Genomic DNA, 25583 nt, shown 5'->3' on the forward strand with positions numbered 1-25583 from the left:
CCGCACCACAACGAAGGAGCGCCGCAATGGCTGCCACCAGGGAAGAGATCCTCGCGGGCCTCGCCGACATCGTGAACGAGATCGCCGGCATCCCGGCCGAGGAGGTCGCGGAGGACAAGTCGTTCACGGACGACCTCGACGTCGACTCGCTGTCCATGGTCGAGGTGGTCGTCGCCGCTGAGGAGCGCTTCGGCGTCAAGATCCCGGACGACGACGTCAAGAACCTGAAGACGGTCGGCGACGCTGTCGGGTACATCGACGCCCACCAGTCCTGACGGACGGGTTCCGCCGGCGCGTCCGGCGGACCCGGTGCCACGACGCAAGCGCTGTCGCCGCCCCGCGGGGCGGCCCGGCGATCATCCCCGACTAGCGGAGAGTTACGGATGACCGTGAACACGACCCATCGAACGGTGGTTGTCACCGGTGTCGGCGCGACCACACCGCTGGGTGGCGACAGCGCGACGACGTGGGAGGGCCTGGTCGCCGGCCGGTCCGGTGTGGGGGTCCTGACGGAGGAGTGGGCGCGGGATCTGCCGGTCCGCATCGCCGCCAGGGCCGCCGTGGACCCGGCCGAGGTGCTGCCGCGCCCGGTGGCCAGGAAGCTGGACCGCTCGGCGCAGTTCGCGCTGCTGGCGACGCGCGAGGCGTGGGCGGACGCGGGCTTCTCGGGCCGCGCCGGTGACGACGACGCGCTGGACCCGACGCGGGTGGGCGCCGTCGTGGCCTCGGGCATCGGCGGTGTGACGACCCTGCTCGACCAGTACGACGTGCTGCGCGAGAAGGGTGCGCGGCGGGTGTCTCCGCACACCGTGCCGATGCTCATGCCGAACAGCCCGGCGGCCAACGTCGGTCTGGAGATCAACGCGCAGGCCGGCGCGCACGCCCCGGTCAGCGCGTGCGCCTCGGGCGCCGAGGCCGTGGGCTACGCGGTGGAGATGATCCGCACGGGCCGGGCCGACGTGGTGGTGGCCGGCGGCACGGAGGCGGCGATCCACCCGCTGCCGATCGCGGCGTTCGCCACGATGATGGCGCTGTCGAAGAACGAGGGCGACCCGGCGAAGGTGTCGCGGCCCTACGACCGGGACCGTGACGGCTTCGTGCTGGGCGAGGGCGCCGGCGTGGTCGTGCTGGAGTCCGCCGAGCACGCCAGGCGGCGTGGCGCGCGGGTGTACTGCGAGGTCCTCGGGCAGGGCCTGTCGGGCGACGCGCACCACATCGCGCAGCCCGAGCCGACGGGCCGCGGCATCGCCGCCGCCCTGCGGCACGTGCTGGACGGTTCGGACCTGAAGCCGGAGCAGCTCGTCCACGTGAACGCGCACGCCACCTCGACGCCGCTGGGCGACCTGGCGGAGGTCAAGGCGCTGCGGTCGGTCCTCGGTGACGACCTGGACCACATGGCGATCTCGGCGACCAAGTCGATGACCGGTCACCTGCTGGGCGGCGCCGGCGGCATCGAGACGGTCGCGACGGTGCTGGCGCTGCACCACAGGACGGCGCCCCCGACGATCAACGTCGACAACCTCGACCCGGACGTGGACGCCGACATCGTGCGGGACGAGGCGCGGGAGCTGCCCTCCGGCACGATCGCCGCGGTGAACAACTCGTTCGGCTTCGGCGGCCACAACGTGGTCCTGGCCATGCGGACGGTCTGAGGCCTGCCCCCGCACCGTACGGCGGCCCGCTCCCGGTCGCGCCCCTCGTGGCGCGGTCCGGGGGCGGGCCGCCGTCGTGCTGGGGTCAGTCGCCCGCTTCGCCGTCGGGGAGGACGAGCCGCACGTGTTCGGCGGCCAGCCTGCGGCGGACGGCGGGCGGCGGCTCGGCGTCGGTGACGACGGCGTCGAGGCGGTCCCAGCCGCACAGGAGGACGGGCGCCGTGGTCGTGAACTTGGTGTGGCCGATGAGGAGGACGACCCGTTCCGCTATGTCCATGAGGGTCTCCTTGACCTGCCGCTCCACGTCGGCGGCGGCGTAGATCCCGCGCTCGTCCACGCCGGCGGCGCCGAGGTAGCAGGTGCGGACCTTGAGGCGCCGCGCGGTGTCGACGGTGAGGGAGCCGACGAGCGCGCGGCTGGGCGCGAACAGGTCGCCGCCGAGGGCGATGCCCCGGGCGCCCGGCCGGTCCATGAGGAGGTCGATCACGGGCACCGAGTGGGTGACGACGGTGCCGTGGAACGTGTCGGGGAGCGCGGCGGCGAGCTGGTAGGCGGTGGTGCCGGCGTCGACGGCGATGACGTCGTCGTCGCGGACGCAGTCGGCGGCGGCCCGGCCGACGGCGCGTTTCTGCTCGACGTCGGCGGTGGAGCGGCTGGTGTACGCGGGGGCGGCGCGGTCGCGGGGGGCGCCGGCCGGCAGGACGACGCCGCCGCGCACGGCCATGACCTTGCCCTCGGCGGCGAGGCGGCGGATGTCGCGGCGCGCGGTCATCTCGGAGACGCCGAGGCGGGCGGCGGCGTCCGCGATGGACAGGAAGCCGGTCTCGCGCAGGGCGTCGACGACCTCGTCGCGGCGAGCGGGGGCCGCCCGGTACTTCAGCGGGTCTTGCGGCACGGAACGGCACCTCGTCGGCGGGTCGGCAACAGATTTTGAAACAAATCTAACAAACCCAGGAGCGGTTCACCGGACGGGCCTTGGGTGCGCCCGGTGCGTCAGCGGGCTGTCCAGCAGGTCCGAGGTTGTTCGTTACTTGACACGATGTTCCCAATAGCGCCAAAGTGTTGTCATCTAACGAACACATCCCGTCCTTTCCGGAACAGTGAGGTACCGCATGTCCGGTCCTGAAGCCGCCGTCGTGTGCGTCGGGGTGGTGACCCTCGACGCGCTCGCCCTCGTCGACCGCCACCCGGGGCCGGACGAACGCGTCCTGGCCGACCGCGTGGCGATCACCGGCGGCGGCCCCGCCGCCACCGCGGCGGTGGTCCTGGCCAGGCAGGGCGTGCCCGTCGCGTTCGTCGGCCGGGTCGGCACCGACGCCGAGGGCGCCCAGGCCCTCGACCTGCTGGCCGCCGAGGGCGTGGACGTCACGCACACCCTGCGCGACCCGGCGACGCCCACCCAGTCGTCCGTCGTCATCGCGGCCACCGGCAGCGCCACCCGGTCCATCGCCACACGCGCCGTCCCGCCGCTCCCCCCGCTCACCGGGGCGGCGGCCGACCTGGTCGCCGGCGCCGGCTGGGTGCACACCGACCACCTCGGCTTCGCGCCCGTCGCGGACCTCCTGGAGCGGCGCGCCGGCACGGACCGCAGGCCCCGCGTCGCCCTGGACGCCGGGAACGACGTCGCAGGACTCGACGGGCGGCTCGGCCTGGTCGACCTGTACGTCCCCACCACCGCGTCGCTGACGGCCCGCTACGGCACCACGCCCGACGCGGCCCCCGACACCGTCGCCGACTGCGCCGCCCGCGCGCTCGCCGAGGGCGCCGGCACCGTCGTCGCCACGCACGGCGCGGGCGGCAGCGCCGCCTGGTGGCCCGGCGGCCACGCCACCGCGCCGGCCGCCACCGGCGTCGGCATCGTCTCCACCCTCGGCGCCGGCGACGTCTTCCACGGCGCGCTGCTCGCCGCCGTCTGCCGCGGCCTCGACTGGTCCGAGGCGCTGCGGCACGCCAACGCCACGGCGGCCCTCTCCTGCCGCGCCCTCGACGGCCGCAGCGCCATCCCCGGCACGGCCGAGCTGGACGCCTTCCTGACCGCCGCCGCACCGGCCGCCTGACCCGCACCCCGCCCACCCGCTCCACGAGGAGAACGAGAACCCATGACCGCAACGACCGACCGGGCCGCCGCCACCCTCGCCGACATCGCCCGCCCCTCCGGCGGCTTCGCGATGCTGGCGGTGGACCAGCGCGAGGCGATGCGCCTGATGTTCGCGGGCGTCACCGGCGCCCCGGTGTCCGACCAGGTCCTCACCGACTTCAAGGTGAAGGCCACCGAGGTGCTGTCCCCGTACGCGTCCGGCGTCCTCGTCGACCGGCAGTTCAGCTACGACGCGGTGCTCGACGCGAAGGCCGTGCACCCGGACTGCGGCCTCATCGTCGCCGCCGACGAGTTCCTGCCCGGCAACGGCATCCCGGTGGACGCCGTCGCGATCGACGACGCCGTGGACCCGGCCGAGGCCAGGGCGCGCGGCGCCGTCGCCCTCAAGCTGCTGGTGCTGTGGCGGCAGGACGAGGACCCGGCCGGGCGCCGCGCCATGGTCGCCGAGTTCACCGCCCGCTGCCGCGCGGCCGGCCTCGTCAGCATCATCGAGCCCGTGGTGCGCCCGCCCCGGCGCGGCTGGGCCTTCGACCGCGAGGCCGCGATCGTGGCGGCCGCGAAGGAACTGGGCGACAGCGGCGCGGACCTGTACAAGGGCGAGATGCCGTACGGCGGCGACGCCGACGACGCCACCCTGCTGTCCGCCTGCCGCGCCATCGACGACGCCGTCGTCATGCCGTGGGTGATCCTTTCCTCCGGTGTGCACGCCGACCGGTTCGGCAACGCGGTCCGCGTCGCCTGCCGCGCCGGCGCCTCCGGCTTCCTGGCCGGGCGCGCCGTGTGGCAGTCCGTCATCGGCGCCCGCGACACGGAGACCGTGCTGCGTGACGTGTCCGTGCCGCGCCTGCGCCGGCTGGGCGAGATCGTCGACGAGGCGGTCGCCGCCCGCTGACCCGCAGCGTCCGGGGCCGGGACGCCCCGACCCGTCCCGGCCCCGGCCATCCACCCCCCTCACCCGGAGAGACGCGCACCATGACCACCGTTTCCCGCATCGTCTTCACCGCCCCCGGCGAGGTCGCGACCGAGACCGCCGACGAGCCGGACGCGCCGCTCGGCCCGGGCCAGGTCCGGATCGCCCCCCAGTACCTCGGCATCTGCGGCAGCGACCTGCACGTGCTGCACGGCGGGCACCCGTTCGCCAAGCCGCCGCTCGTGCCGGGTCACGAGCTGTCGGCGGTCGTCACCGGGACCGCGCCCGACGTCACGGGCGTGGCCGTCGGCGACCGCGCCGTCATCGACCCGATCATGGCCTGCGGCACGTGCCGCGCCTGCCGCGCGGGTCGGCCGAACCTGTGCGAACCGCCGCAGGTCGCGGGCTTCCGCGCGCCCGGTTTCGGCCGCACCACGCACGTCGTGCCCGCCGCGAACGTCCATGTCGCGCCGGCGTCCCTGCCCCTGGACGAGCTGGCGTTCGCCGAGCCGGTCGCCTGCGCGGTGCACTGCCTGAGCCGTATCCCCGACCCGGCGGACCGCGAGGACCTGCTCGTGATCGGCGCGGGGACCATCGGCCTCACGATCGTCCAGGCGCTGCGCGTCAGCGGCGTCGGGCGGCTGACCGTGCAGGAGCCGGATCCGGCGAAGCGCGCGCTCGCGCTGCGGTTCGGCGCGGACGCGGCCGTGGCGCCGGGCGAGCTGCCCGAGGGCGCGTCGTTCACCGGTGTCATCGACGTCGTCGCGGCGCCGGTGACGCTCCGGGAGGCGACCACCCGCGTCCTGCCGGGCGGCCCCGTCGTCGTGATGGGTGTCCCCGACGGGCCGCGCGAGATCCCGCTGCCGTCGATGCAGCGCTTCGAGCGCGACCTGCTGGGCTCGGGGATGTACGTCCCCGGCGACTTCGACACCGCGATCGGCTGGCTGGCCGGCGGACGGTTCGACACGACCGGCCTCATCACCGACACGTACGCCCTGCCGGACGCCCCCGCCGCCTACCGGCGGGCCGCCGAGCCGGACTCGATCAAGGTCCTGCTGCGGCTCGCGGACTGACCGCCCGCCGCCACGCAGGACACCGCACGTCCCACCCCCCGCCCGCACGCACCGTGGAACGCACATGAGCAGCTCTATACCGGCGGTCATCCGCCGCCCGCAGGACGTCGTCGACCTCGTCAACACCCACCCCGCCCGCCGCGGCGGCGCCGGCATCGCGCTCATCGCGCTCGGCGGAGTCCTGATCGACGCCTACCAGGCCGCGATGATCGGCTTCGGGAACTCCTACATCGCCGACGAGTACGGCATCAGCTCGGGCGCCGCCGCGGCCGTCAACGCCACCGTGCTCGTCGCCGCCCTCGCCGGCGGGCTGCTGGCCAGGCCCCTCATCGAGCGGCTCGGGCAGCGCCGCTCGTTCCTGCTGGGCATGGGCCTGTGCGCGATCGCGGCGGCGGCCGTGGCGTTCGCGCCGAACATCTGGTTCGTCCTCGCCTGCCGCGTCGTGATGGGCGTCGGCCTCGGCATCGACTTCCCGCTCGCCACCTCGGCGGTGGTGGAGCTGTCGGGCTCGAAGAGCTCGTCGTCGGGACGCTCGGTGAACCTGTGGCAGATGGGCTGGTACATCTCCACCACCGTCGTCTACCTCGTCCTGCTGCCGCTGCACCAGGCCACCTCCGTCGAGTCCGACCTGTGGCGGTACGGCATCCTCGTCGGCGCCGCCCTGTCCCTGCTGGTGATGGTGCTGCGGTACGTGTTCATCGGCGAGTCCGCGCTGTGGGCCGCCCGGCGGCAGCGGTGGGACGAGACCGTGCGCATCCTGCGGGAGCGGTACGGCGTGTCGGCCGTCGTCGCGGACGACGCGGTGGGCTCGGCGCCCGGCTCGGAGAGCCCGAAGGTGCGCGGCGCGTACCGCGTCATGTTCGGCCCGGCGTACCGGCGCCGCACCATCCTCGGCTGTGTCGTCGCGACGATGCAGGCGTGGCAGTACAACGCGGTCGGCATCTACCTGCCGGTCACGCTCGGCGGCGTCCTGTCCGGCGGGCTCAGCGGGAGCCTCGGCGGCTCGGCGCTGGTCAACGCGGCGTTCGGCATCACCGGCGGCCTGCTCGGCTCCCTGTGGGTGCAGCGCCGCGGCGCGCGGACCCTGTCGATGGCCGGTTTCGCCGTCGTCGCCGTCTGCCTGCTGGCCCTGGGCGGCCTCGGCTCGAACGCCCCGTGGCTGGCGCTGCTCCTGCTCGGCCTGATCATCTTCGGGCACGCGGCGGGCCCCGGCGGCCTCGGCATGACGATCGCCACGCTGTCCTACCCGCCGAGCATCCGGCCCGCCGGTGTCGGCTTCGCCCGCGCGATCATGCGGACGGGCTCGATCGCCGGCCTGGTCCTGTGGCCGATGCTGTGGGACAACCTGGGCACGGACGCGTTCTTCTGGCTCTCGATCGTCCCGGCACTCGGGCTGCTGACCTGCCTCCTCATCCGCTGGGAGCCGATCGGCAAGCCGGTCGACGACGAGGACGCCGAGGTCCTGAAGCGCATCACGGTGGTGTCCGCCGGCAGGGCATGACCCGCCCGTTTCGTCGCGCGAGCGAACCCTTTTACCCTTTACCCACCTCTGCCCCCAGGAGTACTCCCATGTCCCAGTCCTCTCAAGACGGTCCGGTCGTCGGCTTCGTCGGCGCGGGCGCCATGGGCGGCGCGGTCTGCCGCCGTCTCGCGTCCGGCGGCTTCCGGGTCCGTGTCTTCGACCTGTCGGAAGCGGCCGTGGCGGCCTGCGTCGCCGCGGGCGCCGAGGCCGCGGGCGATGCGGCGGACGCCGTACGGGGCGCGGACGTCGTCTTCACGTCCCTGCCGACGCCCGAGCTGGTGTCCGGCTTCTGGGACGAGAACCTGCCGCACCTCGCCGCCGGCGCCGTGGCCGTCGACCTGTCCACGATCGACCCGGTCACCTCGCGCGCCATCGCGGACCGCGTGACCGCCCACGGCGCGGCGTTCGTCGCCTGCACCCTCGGCCGCACCCCCGCGCACGCGGAGCAGGGCGACGTCCCGGCCTTCGTCGGCGGTGACGCGGCGGCCGTGGAGCGGGTGCGCCCGCTGCTCGAGCGGCTCGCCTCCAGCACGCACGACCTGGGCGGCGTCGAGGGCGCGACCACCTTCAAGCTGGTCTCGAACCTCATCGGCATGACCAACCTCGCCGTCCTCGCCGAGGGGTACGTGCTGGCGCGCCGCGCCGGCATCGCGCCGGACGCGTTCGCCGCCGCGCTGCGGGAGACGGGCGCCGGGTCGTTCCAGAGCGAGACCCGCCTGCCCTGGATCATGGCGGACGACCTGGCGTCCCGGTTCTCCGTGGACCTGGCCGCCAAGGATGTGCGGCTCGCGGTCGAGGCCGCCGCCCGCTGGTCGGTGCCGACGCCGGTCGCCGCCGCCGGCCTGTCCTCGCTGGTGGCGGCGAGCGCCGCCGGGCACGGCCGGCAGGACGCCGCCGCCGTCGTCGAGGTCTGCGACCCGCGCCGCACCGCGCGCGGCCCCGTCGCGGACTGACACCCGGGCGCGCGGGGGCGGCGGTTGTGACGGCACCGCCCCCGCGCCTTCCTCCTTCGCGACACCGCACAACCTCACGGACGAGGGGTACTCCATGGGTCGAGGCAACGGCGCCCGCCCGGACCGCGCGCACGGCGGCGGGATGCGGACGGTCGTCCTCGGCAGTTTCGCCGGGGCGCTGCTGGAGTGGTACGACTTCTTCATCTACGGGACGGCGTCCGCGCTGGTGTTCGGTGACCTGTTCTTCCCCGGCGCCGACCCGGCCGTCGGCACCATCGCGTCGTTCGCGACGTTCAGCGTCGGGTTCTTCGCCCGGCCGCTCGGCGGCATCGTCTTCGGGCACCTCGGGGACCGCCGCGGCCGCAAGGCGGCCCTGGTGTGGACCCTGGTGATGGTCGGCGGCGCCACGTTCCTCATCGGGCTGCTGCCGACGTACGGGCAGGCGGGCGTGTGGGCGCCGGTCCTGCTGACGCTGCTGCGCCTCGTGCAGGGCTTCGGGCTCGGCGGCGAGTACGGCGGCGCGGCGCTGCTGACGATCGAGAGCGCCCCTGCGGCGCGCCGCGGGTTCTTCGGGAGCCTGCCGCAGACGGCGGCGTCCGCCGGGATCATGCTGGGGACGGGCGTGTTCAGCCTGTGCCGGTGGCTCCTGGACGACGAGCAGTTCACGGCCTGGGGGTGGCGCGTCCCGTTCCTGGTCAGCGCGCTGATGCTGGGCGTCGGCATGTTCGTGCGGCTGCGGACCGAGGAGTCGGGGGACTTCCGGCGGGAGCGGGCCACCGCCCCGGCGGCGACGGCGGCGCGGCCGCCGCTGGCCGAGCTGCTGTCGTCGCACCGCCGGAATCTGCTGCTCGCCCTCGGCGCCCGGCTCGCCGAGACGGTGTCGTCCAATGTGGTCAACGCGTTCGCCGTCTCGTACGTGGGGACGCAGCTCGCCCTCGACGACGCGGTGCCCCTGAACGGCATGCTCGTGGCGTCGGCCGTCGGCCTGCTGGTCTGTCCCCTGGCGGGCCGGCTGTCGGACCGGCTGGGGCAGCGGCGCCTGTACCTGTGGGGGGCCGCGTTCGCCGCCGTGTTCGCGTTCCCCTTCTTCCTGCTGCTCGACACGCGGAACACGCTGGTGATCTGCCTGGCCCTGATCCTCGGCTACAACCTGGGGCCGACCGTCATGTTCGCGGTGCAGCCGACGCTGTTCACGCGGATGTTCGGCACCGGTGTGCGGTACACGGGCCTGTCGGTGGCGTACCAGGTCTCGGCGATCCTGGGCGGCCTGACGCCGCTGATCGCCGGGTCGCTGCTGACGCTGGGCGGCGGCCGCCCGTGGCTGGTGGCGGGCTTCATGGCGGGGATCGCCGTGCTGTCGTGGGTGTGCGTGCGGCTCATCCGGCACCCGGCGGCGGTCCCCGGCGTCCCGGCCGTCCCCGGCGGCCGGGACGCGGTGCGCGGCCCGGGCACGCCGACGGCCACCGGTCCGGCCGCGCGGGGCTGAGCGGCGGGCGGTGGCCGCGCCAAGACCCGCCGGGCGGCCCCTAGGGGCAGCGCACGACCTGGCCGGCCCAGGACAGGCCGCCGCCGAACGCGAACAGCAGCACGGGCGCGCCGGAGCGGATCTCGCGCCGCTCCACCAGCTTGGCCAGGGCCAGCGGCACGGATGCGGCCGAGGTGTTGCCGGAGTCCACGACGTCCGTCGCGACGACGGCCCGCGGCGCGTCGAGCCGGCGGACGAGGGATTCGACGATGCGCAGGTTCGCCTGGTGGGTGACGATCCCCTCCAGGTCGGCGACCGCGACGCCCGCCCGTTCGCACGCCTCGCGGGCCAGCGGGGCGAGCGCGGTGGTGGCCCAGCGGAAGACGGCCTGGCCCTGCTGCGAGAACGTGGGGTGCCAGTCGTCGTTCAGCAGGACGGTGTCGCCGCGCGTGGGGTCGGAGCCCCAGACGACCGGCCCGATGCCGTCCTCGTCGCCGGGGCCGACGACGGCGGCGCCCGCGCCGTCGCCGAGCAGGATGCAGGTGGAGCGGTCGGTCCAGTCCACGACGTCCGACATCTTCTCGGCGCCGATGACCAGGGCGTTGCGGGCGGCCCCGGCGCGCACGGAGTGGTCGACGGTGGCGAGCGCGGTCGTGAAGCCGGCGCAGCCGTTGTTGAGGTCGAAGCAGACGGCGGACGGGATGCCGAGGCGGCCGGCGACCTGGGCGGCGATGGACGGCACCCGTTCCATGGCGCTGCAGGTGGCGACGGTCACCTGCCCGATGTCGGCCGGGTCGAGCCCGGAGGCGGCCAGGGCCTTGCCCGCGGCCTCGGCCGCGAGGTCCGTGACCGTCTCCTCGCGGGCTATGCGGCGGGTGGCGATGCCCGTGCGCTGGCGGATCCAGGCGTCGTTGGTCTCGACCATGCCGGCGAGGTCGTCGTTGGTCAGGACGTGCTCGGGCTGGTAGTGGCCCATGGCGATGATGCGCGTCATGCGGGCCAATATAGCGACCGAACGGTCGGACGCCATACCGTTCCGCTCCGTGGGCAGTCGTCCGTATCATGAGCGGCATGAGTCCGCGCCACTCGGCCGCCGAGGCCAACCGCACCCGTGACCGGATCATCGAGCGCAGCGTCGACCTCGCGTCCCTGGAGGGCCTGGAAGGTCTCACCATCGGCCGGCTGGCCACCGATCTCGGCATGAGCAAGTCCGGTGTGCTCGGGCACTTCGGCACGAAGGAGGCGCTGCAGGTCGCCGCGATGCGGCGGGCGGCGGAGGTGTTCGACCGCGAGGTGTGGCGCCCGGCCGTGGCCGCGGCGCCGGGCCTGCCGCGGCTGCGCGCGGTGTGCGCGGCGTGGATCTCCTACCTGGAGCGGGACGTGTTCCCCGGCGGCTGCCTGTTCGTCAGCGTGACGTTCGAGTACGACGGGCGCACCGGGCCGGTGCACGCGCTGATCAAGCGGCAGTTCCACGTGTGGGCGCTGCGGCTGACGGCGGAGATCCGCCGTGCCGTCCACGCCGGCGACCTGCCGGCCGGCACCGACCCGGCGCAGCTCGTCTTCGAGCTGTACGGGGTGATGATGAGTCTGAACCACACGATCCAGTTGAACGGCGACCGCGCCGCCGCGGCCCGCGCCCACCGCGCGACCGACCGGCTCCTCGGCTTCGCCCCCGCCGGCACGCCCCTGGCCGGCGCCGCGCCGGCTCAGGGGTGAATGCTCCGCCCCTCGGCGAGCATCGCCACGTACTGCTCGATGCGCCGCTGCCTGGTCTCCGCCTTCTTCGCCGTCTGCACGCGGTACAGGACGGAGTAGCGGTTGCGGCCGTCGAGCTTCGCGAAGAACTCCGCGGCGGCCGGGTTGGCCGCGAGCGCGGCGGCCAGGTCGTCCGGCACCGTCGAGCCGGCCATCCCGTCGTACGCCGCGGCCCAGCGGCCGTCCGCCCTGGCCCGCTCGATCTCGGCGGCCCCGGCCGGGCGCATGCGGCCGTCGGCGATCAGCGCCTCGGCCTTCGTCCGGTTGACCTTGGACCAGGCGCTGTCCGGGCGGCGCGGGGTGAACCGCTGGAGCCAGTGCCGGTCGTCGTACGCCGCCTTCCGGCCGTCGATCCAGCCGTGGCACAGGGCGACGTCGAGGGCCTGGGCGTAGTCGAACCCCGCCGCGCCGCCCGGCGTCTTCTTGCGCAGCTTCAGCCAGATCCCGGGCGAGGACGCGTGGTGTTCCGCGAGCCACGTCTCGAAGTCCGCGGCGGTGTCGAACGAGAGTGTCGGAAGGTCATCGGGCATGCCCGCCAGTCGACCACACGCGTGCCGCCGCCGTACAGGGTCAGCGGGGTGCCGGGTCGCGGTGCGTGCCGGGCGTGTGGCCGAACGCGCGGCGGAAGACGTCGATGAACGCGCTGGCGGACGACCAGCCGCACCGGTGCGCGACGGCCGTCACCGGCAGTCCCTCGGCCAGCAGCACGAGGGCGTGGTGCAGCCGGAGCTGGGTGCGCCATTGCGGGAACGTCATCCCGAGGTCGGCCCTGAAGAGCCGGGAGAGGGTGCGGGCGCTCGCGCCGACCTCCCTGCCGAGCACGGCGAGCGTGCGGTTGTCCGCCGGATCGGCGCGCAGCAGCGCGCAGACGGCGCGTATGTGCGGGGTCGTGGGGGCGGGCAGGTGCAGGGCCGAGAGGGGTGCGGTCCGGAGCCGGTCGAGCAGGACGGCGCGCAGCCGCGCGCGTTCGGGGCTGCCGTCGTAGGGCGTGTGCGTGTGGGCGAGGATCAGCTCGCGCAGGAGTGGCTGGACGGCCAGCACCGCCGGTGCGCCGAGGCCGAGCGGGTTGTCCTCGGGCGGCAGGCCCACGAGGTGGAGGGTCAGGTCGCCGTGGGCCTGGTGGGAGTGCGGGGTGCCGGCCGGCACCCACAGCGCGCGGGTGGAGGGGGCCACCCAGCTCCCCGAGCCGGTCGTCACCGTCAGCACGCCCCGGCCCGCGTAGATGATCTGGTGCTCGTCGTGGACGTGGGTGCCGATCTCGGCGCCGTGCGGCAGGCGCTGGGTCCGGGTGGGCGCGAGCGGCTCGTGGCGGATTCCGGTCATCATCCGGCAGATTATCGGAAGTACGTCAGGGGGTGGGCCGCCGAGCATGGGGACCGTGCCGAGAAACCGACCCATCCTGCTGCTGTCCCTGGGACACGCCTGCGTCGACGTCTACCAGGGCGCGGTGGCGTCCCTCGTCCCCTTCCTCGCCGACGAACGCGGCTACGGCTACGCCGCCGTGTCGGGCGTCGTCCTCGCCGCGTCGCTGCTCTCGTCACTGGTGCAGCCGCTGTTCGGGCTGCTGACCGACCGCCGGGCGATGCCCTGGCTGCTGCCCGTGAGCACGCTCGTCGCCGGGGCCGGCATCGCCCTGTGCGGCGTCCACGACTCCTACGCCGTGACGCTCGCGTGCGTGGCCCTCTCGGGCCTCGGGGTCGCCGCCTACCACCCGGAGTCCGCCCGCGTCGCGCGGCTCGCCGCCGGCCCCGGGCACACCGGCATGAGCCGGTTCTCCCTCGGCGGCACCATCGGCTTCGCCCTCGCACCGCTCCTGGTCGCCGCCGTCGTCGCCACCGGCGGGCTGGCCCTCACCCCGCTGCTCGCGCTGCCCGCCCTCGCCGGCGCCGCCCTCGGCGTGCCGGTGCTGCGGTCGCTCGGACGGGACGGCGCGCGGGCCGCCGCGCCGGTCACCGCCGCCGACGACGACCGGCCCGCGTTCCTCCGCCTGTCGCTCGCCGTGGTCTGCCGCTCGATCGTCTACACGGGACTCGGCACGTTCATCGCCCTCTACGCCCAGGAACGCGTGGGCGGCGGCACCGCGGCCGGCACGGCGGCGCTCGTCGTCCTCTACCTCGGCGGCGCGGCCGGCTCCCTGCTGGGCGGCTCCCTGGCCGGCCGCTGGAACCGGGTGGCGGTCTGCCGCTGGGCCTACCTCGCGTCCGTGGCCGCCGTCGCCGGGCTCCTCCTCGTGCCGGGGCCGGTGCTCTACCTGTTCGTGGCGCTGGCCTCCGCAGGCCTGTACGTCCCGTTCTCGCTCCAGGTCACCCTCGGGCAGGACTACCTGCCGTCCCGCGTCGGCACGGCGTCCGGCGTCACGCTCGGGCTGACCGTGAGCATCGGGGGCCTGGCGGGCCCGCTGGTCGGCGGCCTCGCGGACGCCACGTCGCTGCGGACGGCGCTGACCCCGCTCGTCCTCATGCCGGTCCTGAGCTGGCTGCTGTTCCGCACCCTGCGCGAACCGGCCCCGCCAGGACACCTCACGACGGCGCGCCCCCCGGAGGACGACCAGGATGCCCACCGCCCCACCGCCTCGCCCGTGCGCGACTGACTGCTGCCCCCTGGTGCCCTGGGGCTGCCGCGCCGCCCTGCGCGAACCGACGTGGCACCTGCTGTCCCACCACGCGACGTCGGACGGCGGCACGGACTACTGCCGGTGCGCCTGCGGGACGACGGTGATCCTGCACGGCGGCGGGATCGCGGCCCTCGTCCCCGGCACCGCGCGCGGCTGACGCGGGACGGGCCCTACGCGTCGGGCGGCGTGCTGAAACTGGCGTGGTAGGACGCCGCGATGTCCTCGCCGCCGTGCCCGGCGGACGCGGCGCGGGTGAAGCGCGCGGTGCCCGCCTCGGCGAGGTCGAGCCGCAGGCCGGCAGCGCGGGCGGCCTCCGCGATCAGCCGGCTGTCCTTCACCGCCGTCTCCACCCGGAAGCTGGGGCTCAGGTCCCCCGACAGCATCGCGGCCGACTTGACCCGCAGGTACGGCACGTCCAGCGGCCCGCCCCCGACCGCGTCGAGGAACAGCCGCGGGTCCACGCCGAGGCCCTCGGCCAGGGACACGGCCTCGGCGGCGCCGTGCGTGAGGGCGAACACCCAGCTGTTGCAGACGAGTTTCAGGCGGGACGCGTCCCCTGGCCGTTCGCCCGCCCACACGGTCCTGGCGCTCACCGCGTCCAGCACGGGCGCGAGGCGGTCCCGCGCTTCGTGCGGCGCGGCGGCCAGCGCCACGAGGGTGCCGTCCTCGGCGGGCTGCCGCGTCCCGAGCACCGGCACGTCCGCGAACACGAGGCCGTGCTCCCGGGCGAACGCGGCGAGCGGTTCCAGGGCTTCGGGACCCGCCGTCGTGGACTGCATCCACACGGTGCCCGCCGCGAGCCCGCCGGCGGCGGCCCGCATCGCGTCGAGCGTGGCCGCGCCGTCGTACAGGACGGTCAGGACGACGTCGGCGCCGGCGACGGCGTCGGCCGGATCGTCCGCGACACGGGCGCCCGCCCCGGCGAGCGGCTCGGCCCTGGCGCGGGTGCGGTTCCAGACGCGCACGTCGTGGCCGGCGCGGCAGAGGCTGCGGGCCATCGCGGCGCCCATGATGCCGGTGCCGAGAACGGCGACGGCGACACGGACGGCGGGGTCCCCCGGCGGGGAGGCGGGCGGCTGCTCGGTCATGACAGCACGGTAGGCCCGCCGTCAGACCACCTGGTGCAGCCAGCGGACCGGCGCGCCCTCGCCGGCGTGCCGGAACGGTTCCAGTTCGTCGTCCCACGGCTTGCCGAGCAGGTGCGCCACCTCGGCCTGGAGGTCGCTCTCGCCCCGGGCCGCGCGCACGGCCGCGGCCCGCAGCCGGTCCTCGGGGATCATGATGTCGCCGTGGATGCCGGTGACGGCGTGGTAGATGCCGAGGTCGGGCGTGCAGCAGTAGCGGGCGCCCTCGGCCGTGGCGCACGGCTCGGCGGTGACCTCGAACCGCAGCAGGTGCCAGCCGCGCAGCGCGGAGGCGAGGTTGGAGGCGATGGCACTCTCGCCCTGCCAGGACAGTTCGGCGCGCCAGGTGCCGGGGGACGCGGGCTGTTTCGTCCAGTCGAGGCTCACGCGGGTGCCGAGGACGCCGGCGACGGCCCACTCGATGTGCGGACACAGCGCGCGGGGGGCGGAGTGCACAAACAGAACGCCACGTGTCGTCACCGGGACCTCCACTCGCCTGGCCGCGCCGCCGTGCGGCCACCGCCGCGGCGCGGACGTGCCGCGCCGGGAGACGGAGACCACACACGAAGGGCACACATCATCGCTACTTTTTCCGGCCGAATCCTAACGAACCCTGACGAAGTGGACAGCTCGTGACGTCGAGTCATCTTCTACGCTGGTCACCGACACACGCCGCGCACCGTTCACCGCCAGGTCCCAAGCTACCGTCCGGCGACCCGTCCGCCGTTCCGCCGTCACCGGTTCGCCGGTTCCCTCCTCCGTCCGAGCCATCCCCGTCCGAGCCGCCACCCCGTCCGAGGTATCGCATGCGCTCCCGCCGCCGCCCGTCCGCCCCGCCGCAGGCCGTCGCCGTCGTGGCCGCCGTGCTCGCCCTGGCGTCGTGCGGCGGTACGGACGGCGGCGGCGGGGGCGGCGGGGCGGAGTCCGCCCCGCCGGACCGGGCGGCGCGGCAGGCCCCGGCCTGGGACACCGATCCCGACTCGGTCGCGGCCATCGGCGACTCGATCACCCGGGCGTTCGACGCCTGCTCCGTCCTGAGCGACTGCCCGGAGGCGTCCTGGGCCACCGGCACGGACGCGAGCGTGTCGAGCGTCGCCCTGCAACTCCTCGGCGGCGACGAGCAGGCGGTCGCCGACCACACGTGGAACCTCGCCGAGACCGGGGCGACCGTCGCCGACCTCCCCGCGCAGGCGAGCGCCGCCATGGCGCACGACCCGGAGCTGGTCACCGTCCTGATCGGCGCGAACGACGCGTGCGCCGACGGCCTGGACGGCATGACGGAGCCCGCGGACTTCCGCGCGGCGCTGGAGGAGACGATGGACATCGTCCGGGAGGCGTCGCCCCGCACCCAGGTGTACATGTCGAGCGTCCCGGACCTGCTGCGCCTCTACACGGAGGGCACGGACTCCACGGTCGCGCGCGCCGTGTGGCGGCTGGCCGACATCTGCCCGTCCATGCTCGGCGGCGCGGGCACGGACGACGCGGCGGCGACCGAGCGGCGGGCGGCCGTGCGGGAGCGCGTGGAGGAGTACAACGCGGTCATCGAGGACGTCTGCTCGGCCGACGACCTGTGCCGGTACGACGGGGGCGCCGTCTTCGGCTTCGCGTTCACGCCGGACCACCTGAGCGAGTGGGACTGGTTCCACCCGAGCCGCACCGGCCAGGCCGAACTGGCGGCCCTGGCCTACGAACAGATCACCGCCGGCTGACGGCGGCGCTCCCTCCGGGGGCCGTTTCGGTCAACTTCGGTACAGACATTGACAGGGTATGCCCGCCCTTCTAACGTTCACGCCAGCATTTCGAACACTGAACGAAATATCGAACAGCTCGAAGGGTTGGCTTGCCGTGCGCATCACCGGGCTCAGCACGCACGTCGTCGGAACGCCGTGGCGGAACCTCACCTACGTCCAGGTCCATACGGACGAGGGACTGACGGGCGTGGGCGAGACCCGGATGCTGGGTCACACGGACGCGCTCATCGGCTACCTGCGCGAGGCCGAGGCCAACCATGTCGCCGGCTCCGACCCGTTCGCGATCGAGGACCTGGTGCGCCGCATGAAGTACGGCGACTACGGGCGGGCCGGCGAGATCGTCATGTCCGGCATCGCGTGCGTCGAGCAGGCGTGCTGGGACATCAAGGGCAAGGCGCTCGGCGTCCCGGTGTGGCAGCTCCTCGGCGGGCGGGCCAACCCGCCCGGCCACCGCGTCAAGGCGTACGCCAACGGCTGGTACACCGGCGAACGCACCCCCGACGCCTTCCACGCCGCCGCCCGCAAGGTCGTGGAACGCGGCTACCGCGCCCTCAAGTTCGACCCGTTCGGCACCGGCAGCTTCGAGCTCGACCACGCCGAGACCCGCACGTCCGTCGCCCTGGTCGAGGCGGTGCGCGACGCGATCGGCCCCGAGACGGAACTGCTGCTGGAGATGCACGGCCGCTTCAGCCCGGCGACGGCGGTCCGGCTCGCGCGGGAGATGGAGCCGTACGCCCCGGCGTGGCTGGAGGAGCCGGTGCCGCCGGAGAACCTGAAGGCGCTGGCCAAGGTCGCCGAGAAGGTGTCGATGCCGGTCGCGACCGGTGAGCGCATCCACGACCGCATCGAGTTCCGCGAGCTGTTCGAGTCGCAGGCCGTCGACATCATCCAGCCCGACCTCGGCCACATCGGCGGCATCGGCGAGATGCGCAAGCTGGCCGCGACGGCGGAGACGCACTACGTCCTGATCGCACCGCACAACGTCGGCGGTTCCGTGCTGACGGCGGCGAACCTCCAGCTCGCCGGCTGCACCCCCAACTTCAAGATCCTGGAGCACTTCAACGACTTCGCCGACGCGGAGATCAAGAAGGTCGTGAAGGGCGCGCCCGAGGTCGTCGACGGCTACTTCGAGCTGTCCGAGGCGCCGGGCCTCGGGGTCGAGCTCGACACGGACGCAGCGGCCGAGTTCCCGCAGCAGCAGGCGCGGTTCGACCTGTGGGCCGAGGACTGGCACAAGCGCGACGGCGGCAAGGGCCGGGACCGCCGGTGACGGGCCGGGCGTCCCTCTCGCGCGCCGTCCTCGCCGAACGGCCGGGCGCGCTGCGCCTCGTGACGGTGGACCGTCCCGAGCCGGGGCCCGGCGAGGTGCGGATCGCCGTGCACGCGGCCGGGATCTGCGCCAGCGACCGGGAGGTCAGGGACGGCACCCGCGCGGAAGGGTACGTCCGCTACCCGGTCGTTCCCGGTCACGAGTGGTCGGGAACGGTCGAGGCGGTCGGTTCCGGCGTGGACCCCGCGCTCATCGGCCGCCGCACGGTCGGCGAGGGCTTCCGCGCCTGCGGCACGTGCGAGCGCTGCCGCTCCGGCGAGACGAGCCTGTGCACCGCCGGCTACGAGGAGACCGGCTTCACGCGCCCCGGCGCGTTCGCCGACCACCTCGTGCTGCCCGCGCGCCTCCTGCACCTGCTGCCCGACGACGCCGACCTGACCGCGGCGGCCCTGCTGGAGCCGGCCGCCGTCGTCGCGGCGGCCGTCCTGCGCGCCGCCCCCAGGCCCGGCGAGCGGGTGGCCGTCGTCGGCGCGGGGACGCTCGGGCTGCTCGCCGTCCAGCTCCTCGCCGCCTCGACACCGGCCGAGCTGCTGGCCGTCGACCCGCGCCCCCGCCCGCTGGAGCAGGCCGCGTCCTTCGGCGCCGACCGCACGGCTGAGCCCGCCGCCGCGGCGGAGCTGCACGGCGGTTACGACCTCGTCGTGGAGACGGCCGGTGCGCGCGGCACCGCGCGGGACGCGTGCCTCCTGGCGCGGCGCGGCGGCCGGGTCGTCCTCACCGGCATGCCGGAGCCGGGCGCGCTCGGCATCGACCCGGTGCACCTGTCCGTCAGTCAGCTCACCGTCGCCAGCGTCTTCGGCGCCACACCGGCGGCCTGGGCGTACGCCACCCGCGCGTTCGCCCTCGGGCTGCTGCGGCCCGCTCCCCTCGTCACCCACCAACTGCCCCTGCCCTCCTTCGCCGAGGCCATCGACCTCGTCGGTAGCGGCGACCCGGAGGTGGGCAAGGTTCTCCTGCGGCCCTGACCCCCGTCCCCGCACACCCCGCCCCCACGCCCGACCCCGTACCGCCCCGATCCCCCTGGGAGCATCGTGTCCGAACCCGCCGCACCCACCCCCGCAGGCCCGGCGAGGCCGCCCTCGCGCCGCTCGGCTACGCCGCCGCGGCGCCGGCCGCAGCCGACGCGACGCCGCACTCCTTCCCCGACGGAGGGCTGTGGCGCACCGAGATACCGTCCGTGGAAGGCCCCGAGGCCGTGCACACCGTGCTGGAGGAGGCCGCGCGGCTCGACGTGCCCGTGCACCGCATCAGCCAGGGCAGCGGCGTGTGGATGCTGACCGACGCCGAGATCACCGAGATGGTGGCCGCGTGCGAGGCCGCCGGCGTCGAGCTGTGCCTGTTCACCGGGCCGCGCGGCACCTGGGACATCGGCGGCTCGACCCGCACCCTCTCCGGCGGCGCGGGGCTGCGGGCGCGCGGCCAGAGCGCGGTGGCCGGCTGCGTGGAGGACGCGCTGCGCGCGACCGCGCTCGGGGTGCGCTGCCTGCTGGTCGCCGACGAGGGCGTGCTGTGGCTGCTGCACCGGCTGCGCGCGGACGGCACGCTGCCCGCGGACACGACGTTCAAGGTGTCCGCGCTGATCGGCCCCGTGAACCCGGCGGCCGTCGCGGTCCACGAGCGGCTCGGCGCCGACTCGGTGAACGTCCCGTCGGACCTGACGCTCGAACACCTCACGGAGATACGCCGGGTCACGGGCGTGCCGCTCGACTTCTACCTGGAGGCGCCCGACGACCTCGGCGGCTACGTCCGGATGTACGACATCGCCGAGCTGATCCGCAGGGGTGGCCCGATCTACCTCAAGTTCGGCCTCAGCAAGGCGCCCGGCATCTACCCGTACGGCGGGCACCTGCGGGACGTCACGCTCGCCACCGCCAGGGAGCGGGTGCGGCGCGGCCGGCTGGCCCTCGACCTGCTGGCCCGGCTGGGCGCCGACACCGGCATGGCCGAGCCCGGCTCACGCCTCCCCCGGCCGCTGACCCGCTTCCCCGTCCCCGAGGCCGACCGCACGGCCTGACACCCCCCGCACCGCCGAGGAACAGCGCGACCGCACCGCACGGAAAGAGGAACGCACCGGCACGACCCACCGACCGAAGGACGTGGTCCGCATGCCCCGTGTCCGCTCCGCAGCGCGCGCCGCCTCGCTCGCAGCCGCCCTCGCCCTCGTCCTCGCCGCCTGCGGCCAGGACAGCGAGGGCGGTTCCGAGGACCGCAGAGAAGCCGGCGAGGAGGGCGGGACCGTCGGCATCGCGATGCCGACCCGCTCCTCCGAACGCTGGATCGCCGATGGCGAGAACATGGTCGCCCAGTTCGAGGAGGCCGGGTACGACACCGACCTCCAGTACGGCGAGGACCAGATCGAGACCCAGATCAGTCAGATCGAGAACATGATCGGCCAGGGTGTGGACCTCCTGGTGATCGCCGCGATCAACGGGGCGTCCCTCGGCAACGTCCTCCAGCAGGCGGCCGACGCCGGCATCCCCGTCGTCAGCTACGACCGGCTCCTGCTGAACTCCGACCACGTGGACTGCTACGCCACGTTCGACAACGAGAAGGTCGGCCGCCTCCAGGGCCAGTACATCGTGGACGCGCTCGGGCTGACCGAGGGCGGCGACGAGGGGCCGTTCAGCATCGAGCTGTTCGCCGGCTCGTCGGACGACAACAACACCCGCTACTTCTTCAACGGCGCGATGAGCGTCCTCGAGCCCTACCTGGACAGCGGGCAGCTCGTCGTGCGGTCCGGGCAGACCGAGCTGAACCAGCTCACCACCGAGCGGTGGAGCGGCGCAGAGGCGCAGGACCGCATGGACGACATCCTCACCGCGGACTACCGCACCGAGCGCCTCGACGCCATCCTCTCCCCCTACGACGGCATCTCCCTGGGCGTCCTCGCAGCCGTCGAGGCGGTCGGCTACGGGACCGCCGACCAGCCGCTGCCCGTCATCACCGGGCAGGACGCGGAGGTGGCGTCCCTCCAGTCCATTATCGCGGGCGAGCAGACCCAGACCGTCTACAAGGACACCCGCGAACTCGCCCGCCGGGCCGTCGCGATGGGCGACGCGCTGCTCAGCGGCGAGGAGTGCGAGGCCAACGACACGGAGACGTACGACAACGGCAACAAGGTCGTCCCCGCCTACCTCCTCGAACCCGTCAGCATCGACGCGGACAACTGGCAGCTCGTCATCGAGGACGGCTACTACACCGAGGCGGACCTCGGCCTCGACTGACACCGCCGCGTTCCCCATCGGACAGCCGCCTTTTCCTACGGAGAGGAGCCCGCGATGGAGCGGCATGTGCTGGAGATGCGCGGCATCACCAAGACGTTTCCCGGGGTGCGCGCCCTGGACGGGGTGAGCATGACGGTGCGGCACGGCGAGATCCACGCGGTCTGCGGGGAGAACGGCGCCGGCAAGTCCACCCTGATGAAGATCCTCAGCGGCGTGCACCCGCACGGCAGTTACGAGGGGGAGATCCTCCTCGACGGCGAGCCGTGCGCGTTCCGCGACATCCGCGCGAGCGAGCGGCGCGGCATCGTCATCATCCACCAGGAGCTGGCCCTCGTCCCCCAGCTCTCGATCGCCGAGAACGTGTTCCTCGGCAACGAACGGGCCGGCCGCGCCGGGATCATCCGCTGGTCCGAGACCCTCCGCGAGACGGAACGACTGATGCGGCGCGTCGGCCTCGCGGAACGCCCGGCGACCCGGGTCGCGGGGCTCGGCGTGGGCCGCCAGCAGCTCGTGGAGATCGCGAAGGCCCTGGCCAAGCGCGTCAGGCTGCTGATCCTCGACGAGCCGACGGCGGCGCTCAACGACGAGGACAGCGCGAAGCTCCTCGGCCTCGTCCGGGAGCTGCGCGACCAGGGCATCGCGTGCGTCCTCATCAGCCACAAGCTGGGCGAGGTGCTGAGCGTCGCCGACTCGGTGACGGTGCTGCGCGACGGCCGCAGCACGGGGACACTCCCCGTGCGGCCCTCCCCCGGCGCCCCGGCCGTGCTGACCGAGGACCGGATCATCCGCGACATGGTGGGCCGCGAACTCGACCGGTACTACCCCGAGCGCGTCCCCTACACGGGCGAGCGGGCCGGGCAGGTCGCGCTGCGGGTGCGGGACTGGACGGTCCGCCACCCGCTGGACGAGCGGCGGCGGGTCGTGGACTCGGTGTCGTTCGACGTGCGGTACGGCGAGATCCTCGGCCTGGCCGGGCTCATGGGCGCGGGGCGGACGGAGCTGGCGATGAGCCTGTTCGGGCGCTCCTTCGGCCGGTACGAGCGGGGCACGGTCGCGCTGCACGGGCGCGAGGTGTCCACCAGGACCGTTCCCGAGGCGATCGGGCACGGGCTCGCGTACGTCACCGAGGACCGCAAGACGTTCGGCCTGAACCTGGCCGACACGGTGGGCCGCAACATCTCGCTGGCCGGTCTCGCCCGCATCACGCGGCGCGGCCTGGTGGACCAGCACGCCGAGACGCGGCTCGCGGAGCGGTTCCGCGACACGATGCGGATCAGGACGCCCAGCGTCTTCGAGCCGGTCGGCCGGCTCTCGGGCGGCAACCAGCAGAAGGTCGTGCTGTCCGGCTGGATCCACACCGAGCCGGACGTGCTGATCCTCGACGAGCCGACGCGCGGCATCGACGTGGGCGCCAGGTCGGAGATCTACACGGTCATCGGACGGCTCGCCGCCGAGGGCAGGGCGGTCGTCGTGATCTCCTCCGAGCTGGCCGAACTCCTCGGCCTGTGCGACCGGATCGCCGTCCTGGCCGGCGGCCGCCTCACCGGCGTCCTGGACCGCGCGGAGGCCGGCCAGGAGTCCCTGATGCGCCTGATGACGAGCACCGGCGGGGGCGCCGGGGAGAGGGAGGCGTGACATGACGGGCACCACCACCGGCCCCGGCCGGAACCGGGAGGGCGCGGCACGGGGCGGCCCCGCCGCCCAGGCGCTCGGCGCCCTGCGCGCGAACATGCGCCAGTGGGGCATGCTCATCGCGCTCGCGGCCTTGCTGATCGTGTTCCAGATCTGGACGGGCGGCGACATCCTCCTGCCCCGCAACGTCAGCAACCTCATCAACCAGAACGGCTACATCCTGATCCTCGCGATCGGGATGATGATCGTCATCATCAACGGGCACATCGACCTGTCCGTGGGGTCCGTGGCCGGCTTCAGCGGGGCGGTGGCGGCCGTCCTGATCCTGGAGCACGGCATGCCGTGGCAGCTCGCGCTCGTCGCCGCCCTTCTCACCGGCGCGGCGATCGGCGCGTGGCAGGGCTTCTGGATCGCGTACGTGGGCCTGCCGTCGTTCATCGTCACCCTGGCCGGAATGCTGCTGTTCCGGGGCGCGACCCGCATCCTGCTGGAGGGCCGCACCTGGTCCGGGCTGCCGCAGGGCTTCCAGGACATCAACCAGGGATTCCTCCCCGAGGCGGGACCGGACACCAACTACCACAACCTCACCGTCCTCCTCGGGGTGGCCGTCTGCGCGGCGGTCGTGGCGCAGGAGTGGCGCCGCAGGAAGCAGCAGCGCGCGTACGACCTGGACGTTCCGGCCACGCCGCTGTTCTGGCTGAAATGCGCCGCCATCGTGGCGGCCGTCATGGCGTTCACGATGACCCTGGCGAGCTACCGCGGCGCGCCCGTCGTCCTGCTGATCCTCGGCGGGCTGCTGGTGCTGCTGAGCTGGGTCATGCGGGACTCGGTGATCGGCCGGCACGTCTACGCCCTGGGCGGGAACCGGGCCGCGGCCCAGCTCTCCGGCGTGCGCGACCGCCGCGTCACGATGACCGTGTTCGTGACGATGGGCGTCCTCGCGGCGCTGGCCGGCTGCGTCTTCACGGCCCGCACCGGCACCGCCACCACCGGCGCGGGCAACCTGTTCGAGCTGGAGGCCATCGCGGCGGCGTTCATCGGCGGCGCGTCGATGAGCGGCGGCGTCGGCACGGTCCTCGGCGCCGTCATCGGCGGCCTGGTCCTCGGCGTCCTCGACAACGGCATGCAGCTCCTCACCATCGGCGAGGACTGGCAGCAGGTCATCAAGGGCCTGGTGCTGCTGCTCGCGGTCGCGTTCGACGTGTGGAACAAGCGCAGGTCCGCCGTGCGGTGACGGCCGGGCGGCCCGGCGCAGGGGCCGGTTCCGGGGCGGGGAACGGGGGGCGCTACGGTCGGAGTACCGGGCGTGACGCCACGTTCCCCGCGCCGGTGCCCCGTGCCCCCACTCCCCCGGACCGCCGCTCCCCGCCGGTCCGCCGACCCGTCAACCGTCCCCGAAGGAGCAGCGCCCCATGTCCACGACCCGACGCGAAGTCTTCGGCCGGCTGGCCGACGGCACCGACGTGCACCGCTGGACGCTGGAGCGCGGCGGCACCCTCCTGCGGGTGCTCGACTACGGCGGCATCGTGCAGACCCTGGAGCGCCCCGACCGCACGGGGCACGTGGCCAACCTCTCGCTCGGCTTCCCCGACCTGGTGTCCTACACCACCGCCTCGCCGTACTTCGGCGCGCTCATCGGCCGCTACGGCAACCGCATCGCCGAAGGCCGCTTCACGCTCGACGGCACGACGTACCACCTGCCGGTCAACGACGGCCCCAACAGCCTCCACGGCGGCGAGGACGGCTTCGACAAACGCGTCTGGGACGTGCGCCCGAACGGCGGCCACGGCCTCACCCTCGCCCTCACCAGCCCGCACGGCGACCAGGGCTACCCCGGGCGGCTGGACGTCGAGGTGGACTACACGCTCGGCGAGGACGGGAGCCTCCGCATCGACTACCGGGCCGTCACCGACGCCCCCACCGTGGTCAACCTCACGAGCCACATCTACTTCAACCTGGCCGGCGAGGGCAGCGGCGGCGTCGGCGACCACCGGCTCGGACTCGCCGCCGCCCACTACACACCGGTGGACGAGCACCTGATCCCGACCGGCGAGATCGCCCCGGTGGCCGGGACGCCGTTCGACTTCCGCCGCGCCAAGCCCGTCGGCCGCGACCTGCGCGACGGCCACCCGCAGCTCCTGCGCGCCCAGGGCTACGACCACAACATGCTGCTCGACAAGGGCGTCACCGAGGAGCCGGAGCACGCCGCGACACTGTACGACCCGGGCTCGGGCCGGCTCATGACCGTCGCGACGACCGAGCCCGCGCTCCAGCTCTACAGCGGCAACTTCCTCGACGGCACGCTCACCGGCGGCTCGGGCCGCGCGTACCGGCAGACGGACGCGCTGTGCCTGGAGACCCAGCACTGCCCGGACTCCCCGAACCGGCCGTCGTTCCCCAGCACCGTGCTGCGCCCGGGCGAGACGTACCGGTCCAGCACGGTCTACGCGTTCGCCGTGCGCTGAGGCCCGTCCGGGCGC

At 74.2% G+C, this 25583-nt stretch carries 25 protein-coding genes; 19 read left to right on the top strand and 6 right to left on the bottom strand.

The window, feature by feature from the left end; translation table 11 throughout:
* Window positions 1-26: 26 nt before the first annotated feature.
* Together EMA09_RS06670 and fabF are read left to right on the top strand one after the other, a co-directional pair.
* The gene (locus EMA09_RS06670; protein ID WP_129839808.1) at window positions 27-275 is read left to right on the top strand and encodes an acyl carrier protein; all 249 of its coding nucleotides are present in this window, start codon (window positions 27-29) and stop codon (window positions 273-275) included.
* 114 nt (window positions 276-389) lie between these two features.
* A complete protein-coding gene (gene fabF / locus EMA09_RS06675; protein ID WP_129843877.1) occupies window positions 390-1652 on the top strand; it encodes a beta-ketoacyl-ACP synthase II in 1263 nt (420 codons plus the stop codon).
* Window positions 1653-1737: 85 nt separating this feature from the next.
* On the opposite strand, the gene EMA09_RS06680 is transcribed toward fabF, so the two are convergent.
* Window positions 1738-2547 (bottom strand): DeoR/GlpR family DNA-binding transcription regulator, encoded by an 810-nt coding sequence (locus EMA09_RS06680; protein ID WP_129839810.1) that lies wholly within the window; start codon window positions 2545-2547, stop codon window positions 1738-1740.
* Window positions 2548-2764: 217 nt separating this feature from the next.
* Between EMA09_RS06680 and EMA09_RS06685 the strand changes: the two genes are divergently transcribed.
* The 6 genes from EMA09_RS06685 (at window position 2765) to EMA09_RS06710 (ending at window position 9694) form a co-directional block, all read left to right on the top strand.
* On the top strand, window positions 2765-3709 hold the full coding sequence (locus EMA09_RS06685) for a carbohydrate kinase family protein (RefSeq protein WP_129839812.1): 945 nt from the start codon (window positions 2765-2767) through the stop codon (window positions 3707-3709).
* 42 nt (window positions 3710-3751) lie between these two features.
* The gene (locus EMA09_RS06690; RefSeq protein WP_129839813.1) at window positions 3752-4642 is read left to right on the top strand and encodes an aldolase; all 891 of its coding nucleotides are present in this window, start codon (window positions 3752-3754) and stop codon (window positions 4640-4642) included.
* Between the two features lie 80 nt (window positions 4643-4722).
* A complete protein-coding gene (locus tag EMA09_RS06695; protein WP_129839815.1) occupies window positions 4723-5733 on the top strand; it encodes an alcohol dehydrogenase catalytic domain-containing protein in 1011 nt (336 codons plus the stop codon).
* Between the two features lie 64 nt (window positions 5734-5797).
* Window positions 5798-7234 (top strand): MFS transporter, encoded by a 1437-nt coding sequence (locus tag EMA09_RS06700; protein WP_129839817.1) that lies wholly within the window; start codon window positions 5798-5800, stop codon window positions 7232-7234.
* 68 nt (window positions 7235-7302) lie between these two features.
* On the top strand, window positions 7303-8208 hold the full coding sequence (locus EMA09_RS06705) for an NAD(P)-dependent oxidoreductase (protein WP_129839819.1): 906 nt from the start codon (window positions 7303-7305) through the stop codon (window positions 8206-8208).
* Window positions 8209-8302: 94 nt separating this feature from the next.
* Entirely contained in the window at window positions 8303-9694 is a 1392-nt protein-coding gene (locus tag EMA09_RS06710) for an MFS transporter (protein ID WP_129839821.1), read from the top strand.
* 40 nt (window positions 9695-9734) lie between these two features.
* Here the strand turns inward: EMA09_RS06710 and EMA09_RS06715 are convergent, their stop codons facing one another.
* The gene (locus EMA09_RS06715) at window positions 9735-10667 is read right to left on the bottom strand and encodes a beta-ketoacyl-ACP synthase III (protein ID WP_129839823.1); all 933 of its coding nucleotides are present in this window, start codon (window positions 10665-10667) and stop codon (window positions 9735-9737) included.
* A gap of 77 nt (window positions 10668-10744) precedes the next feature.
* On the opposite strand from EMA09_RS06715, the gene EMA09_RS06720 reads away from it, so the two are divergent.
* A complete protein-coding gene (locus EMA09_RS06720) occupies window positions 10745-11389 on the top strand; it encodes a TetR/AcrR family transcriptional regulator (RefSeq protein WP_129839825.1) in 645 nt (214 codons plus the stop codon).
* On the opposite strand, the gene EMA09_RS06725 is transcribed toward EMA09_RS06720, so the two are convergent.
* Window positions 11380-11958 carry a YdeI/OmpD-associated family protein gene (locus EMA09_RS06725; protein ID WP_129839827.1) on the bottom strand — a complete coding sequence of 193 codons (579 nt, stop codon included), beginning with the start codon at window positions 11956-11958 and terminating at the stop codon, window positions 11380-11382. The two genes, EMA09_RS06720 and EMA09_RS06725, sit on opposite strands and share 10 nt — an antisense overlap.
* A gap of 40 nt (window positions 11959-11998) precedes the next feature.
* Entirely contained in the window at window positions 11999-12751 is a 753-nt protein-coding gene (locus tag EMA09_RS06730) for a helix-turn-helix transcriptional regulator (RefSeq protein WP_129843878.1), read from the bottom strand.
* A gap of 55 nt (window positions 12752-12806) precedes the next feature.
* Between EMA09_RS06730 and EMA09_RS06735 the strand changes: the two genes are divergently transcribed.
* Both EMA09_RS06735 and EMA09_RS28220 read left to right on the top strand, forming a co-directional pair.
* A complete protein-coding gene (locus EMA09_RS06735; protein WP_129839829.1) occupies window positions 12807-14018 on the top strand; it encodes an MFS transporter in 1212 nt (403 codons plus the stop codon).
* A gap of 13 nt (window positions 14019-14031) precedes the next feature.
* Complete coding sequence (locus EMA09_RS28220) at window positions 14032-14199, top strand: hypothetical protein (protein ID WP_168220654.1); 168 nt, start codon at window positions 14032-14034, stop codon at window positions 14197-14199.
* Window positions 14200-14212: 13 nt separating this feature from the next.
* On the opposite strand, the gene EMA09_RS06740 is transcribed toward EMA09_RS28220, so the two are convergent.
* Window positions 14213-15130, bottom strand: a complete 918-nt coding sequence (locus tag EMA09_RS06740; protein ID WP_129839831.1) for an NAD(P)-dependent oxidoreductase — start codon at window positions 15128-15130, stop codon at window positions 14213-14215.
* A gap of 21 nt (window positions 15131-15151) precedes the next feature.
* Window positions 15152-15646: a DUF3145 domain-containing protein gene (locus EMA09_RS06745; RefSeq protein WP_129839833.1), complete on the bottom strand. Its 495-nt coding sequence runs from the start codon at window positions 15644-15646 to the stop codon at window positions 15152-15154.
* Between the two features lie 326 nt (window positions 15647-15972).
* Here EMA09_RS06745 and EMA09_RS06750 point away from each other — a divergent pair, with 326 nt between their 5' ends.
* The 8 genes from EMA09_RS06750 (at window position 15973) to EMA09_RS06785 (ending at window position 25568) form a co-directional block, all read left to right on the top strand.
* Window positions 15973-16875, top strand: a complete 903-nt coding sequence (locus EMA09_RS06750; protein ID WP_129839835.1) for a GDSL-type esterase/lipase family protein — start codon at window positions 15973-15975, stop codon at window positions 16873-16875.
* Between the two features lie 136 nt (window positions 16876-17011).
* On the top strand, window positions 17012-18187 hold the full coding sequence (locus EMA09_RS06755) for a mandelate racemase/muconate lactonizing enzyme family protein (RefSeq protein ID WP_129839837.1): 1176 nt from the start codon (window positions 17012-17014) through the stop codon (window positions 18185-18187).
* On the top strand, window positions 18184-19212 hold the full coding sequence (locus EMA09_RS06760) for an alcohol dehydrogenase catalytic domain-containing protein (RefSeq protein ID WP_129839839.1): 1029 nt from the start codon (window positions 18184-18186) through the stop codon (window positions 19210-19212). Before EMA09_RS06755 ends, EMA09_RS06760 begins: the two co-directional genes overlap by 4 nt.
* Window positions 19213-19424: 212 nt before the next feature.
* Window positions 19425-20261, top strand: coding sequence for a U32 family peptidase (locus EMA09_RS06765; protein WP_240796269.1), 837 nt, complete (start codon window positions 19425-19427; stop codon window positions 20259-20261).
* A 91-nt stretch (window positions 20262-20352) separates the two neighbouring features.
* Window positions 20353-21471 (top strand): multiple monosaccharide ABC transporter substrate-binding protein, encoded by a 1119-nt coding sequence (gene chvE, locus EMA09_RS06770; protein WP_129839841.1) that lies wholly within the window; start codon window positions 20353-20355, stop codon window positions 21469-21471.
* Window positions 21472-21525: 54 nt separating this feature from the next.
* Window positions 21526-23106 carry an ATP-binding cassette domain-containing protein gene (locus EMA09_RS06775; RefSeq protein ID WP_129839843.1) on the top strand — a complete coding sequence of 527 codons (1581 nt, stop codon included), beginning with the start codon at window positions 21526-21528 and terminating at the stop codon, window positions 23104-23106.
* A gap of 1 nt (window position 23107) precedes the next feature.
* Window positions 23108-24337 carry a multiple monosaccharide ABC transporter permease gene (gene mmsB, locus EMA09_RS06780; RefSeq protein ID WP_240796270.1) on the top strand — a complete coding sequence of 410 codons (1230 nt, stop codon included), beginning with the start codon at window positions 23108-23110 and terminating at the stop codon, window positions 24335-24337.
* A 178-nt stretch (window positions 24338-24515) separates the two neighbouring features.
* The gene (locus EMA09_RS06785) at window positions 24516-25568 is read left to right on the top strand and encodes an aldose epimerase family protein (protein WP_129839845.1); all 1053 of its coding nucleotides are present in this window, start codon (window positions 24516-24518) and stop codon (window positions 25566-25568) included.
* Window positions 25569-25583: the final 15 nt, after the last annotated feature.

The sequence above is a fragment of the Streptomyces sp. RFCAC02 genome (assembly GCF_004193175.1).
Lineage (GTDB): Bacteria > Actinomycetota > Actinomycetes > Streptomycetales > Streptomycetaceae > Streptomyces.

Bases quoted from the DNA above. Each gene is read 5' to 3' on its own strand.
- EMA09_RS06670 (WP_129839808.1), top strand. From the start codon at position 27: ATGGCTGCCACCAGGGAAGAGATCCTCGCGGGCCTCGCCGACATCGTG.
- EMA09_RS06685 (WP_129839812.1), top strand. From the start codon at position 2,765: ATGTCCGGTCCTGAAGCCGCCGTCGTGTGCGTCGGGGTGGTGACCCTC.
- EMA09_RS06690 (WP_129839813.1), top strand. From the start codon at position 3,752: ATGACCGCAACGACCGACCGGGCCGCCGCCACCCTCGCCGACATCGCC.
- EMA09_RS06695 (WP_129839815.1), top strand. From the start codon at position 4,723: ATGACCACCGTTTCCCGCATCGTCTTCACCGCCCCCGGCGAGGTCGCG.
- EMA09_RS06700 (WP_129839817.1), top strand. From the start codon at position 5,798: ATGAGCAGCTCTATACCGGCGGTCATCCGCCGCCCGCAGGACGTCGTC.
- EMA09_RS06705 (WP_129839819.1), top strand. From the start codon at position 7,303: ATGTCCCAGTCCTCTCAAGACGGTCCGGTCGTCGGCTTCGTCGGCGCG.
- EMA09_RS06710 (WP_129839821.1), top strand. From the start codon at position 8,303: ATGGGTCGAGGCAACGGCGCCCGCCCGGACCGCGCGCACGGCGGCGGG.
- EMA09_RS06715 (WP_129839823.1), bottom strand. From the start codon at position 10,667: ATGACGCGCATCATCGCCATGGGCCACTACCAGCCCGAGCACGTCCTG.
- EMA09_RS06720 (WP_129839825.1), top strand. From the start codon at position 10,745: ATGAGTCCGCGCCACTCGGCCGCCGAGGCCAACCGCACCCGTGACCGG.
- EMA09_RS06725 (WP_129839827.1), bottom strand. From the start codon at position 11,958: ATGCCCGATGACCTTCCGACACTCTCGTTCGACACCGCCGCGGACTTC.
- EMA09_RS06730 (WP_129843878.1), bottom strand. From the start codon at position 12,751: ATGACCGGAATCCGCCACGAGCCGCTCGCGCCCACCCGGACCCAGCGC.
- EMA09_RS06740 (WP_129839831.1), bottom strand. From the start codon at position 15,130: ATGACCGAGCAGCCGCCCGCCTCCCCGCCGGGGGACCCCGCCGTCCGT.
- EMA09_RS06750 (WP_129839835.1), top strand. From the start codon at position 15,973: ATGCGCTCCCGCCGCCGCCCGTCCGCCCCGCCGCAGGCCGTCGCCGTC.
- chvE (WP_129839841.1), top strand. From the start codon at position 20,353: ATGCCCCGTGTCCGCTCCGCAGCGCGCGCCGCCTCGCTCGCAGCCGCC.
- EMA09_RS06775 (WP_129839843.1), top strand. From the start codon at position 21,526: ATGGAGCGGCATGTGCTGGAGATGCGCGGCATCACCAAGACGTTTCCC.
- mmsB (WP_240796270.1), top strand. From the start codon at position 23,108: ATGACGGGCACCACCACCGGCCCCGGCCGGAACCGGGAGGGCGCGGCA.
- EMA09_RS06785 (WP_129839845.1), top strand. From the start codon at position 24,516: ATGTCCACGACCCGACGCGAAGTCTTCGGCCGGCTGGCCGACGGCACC.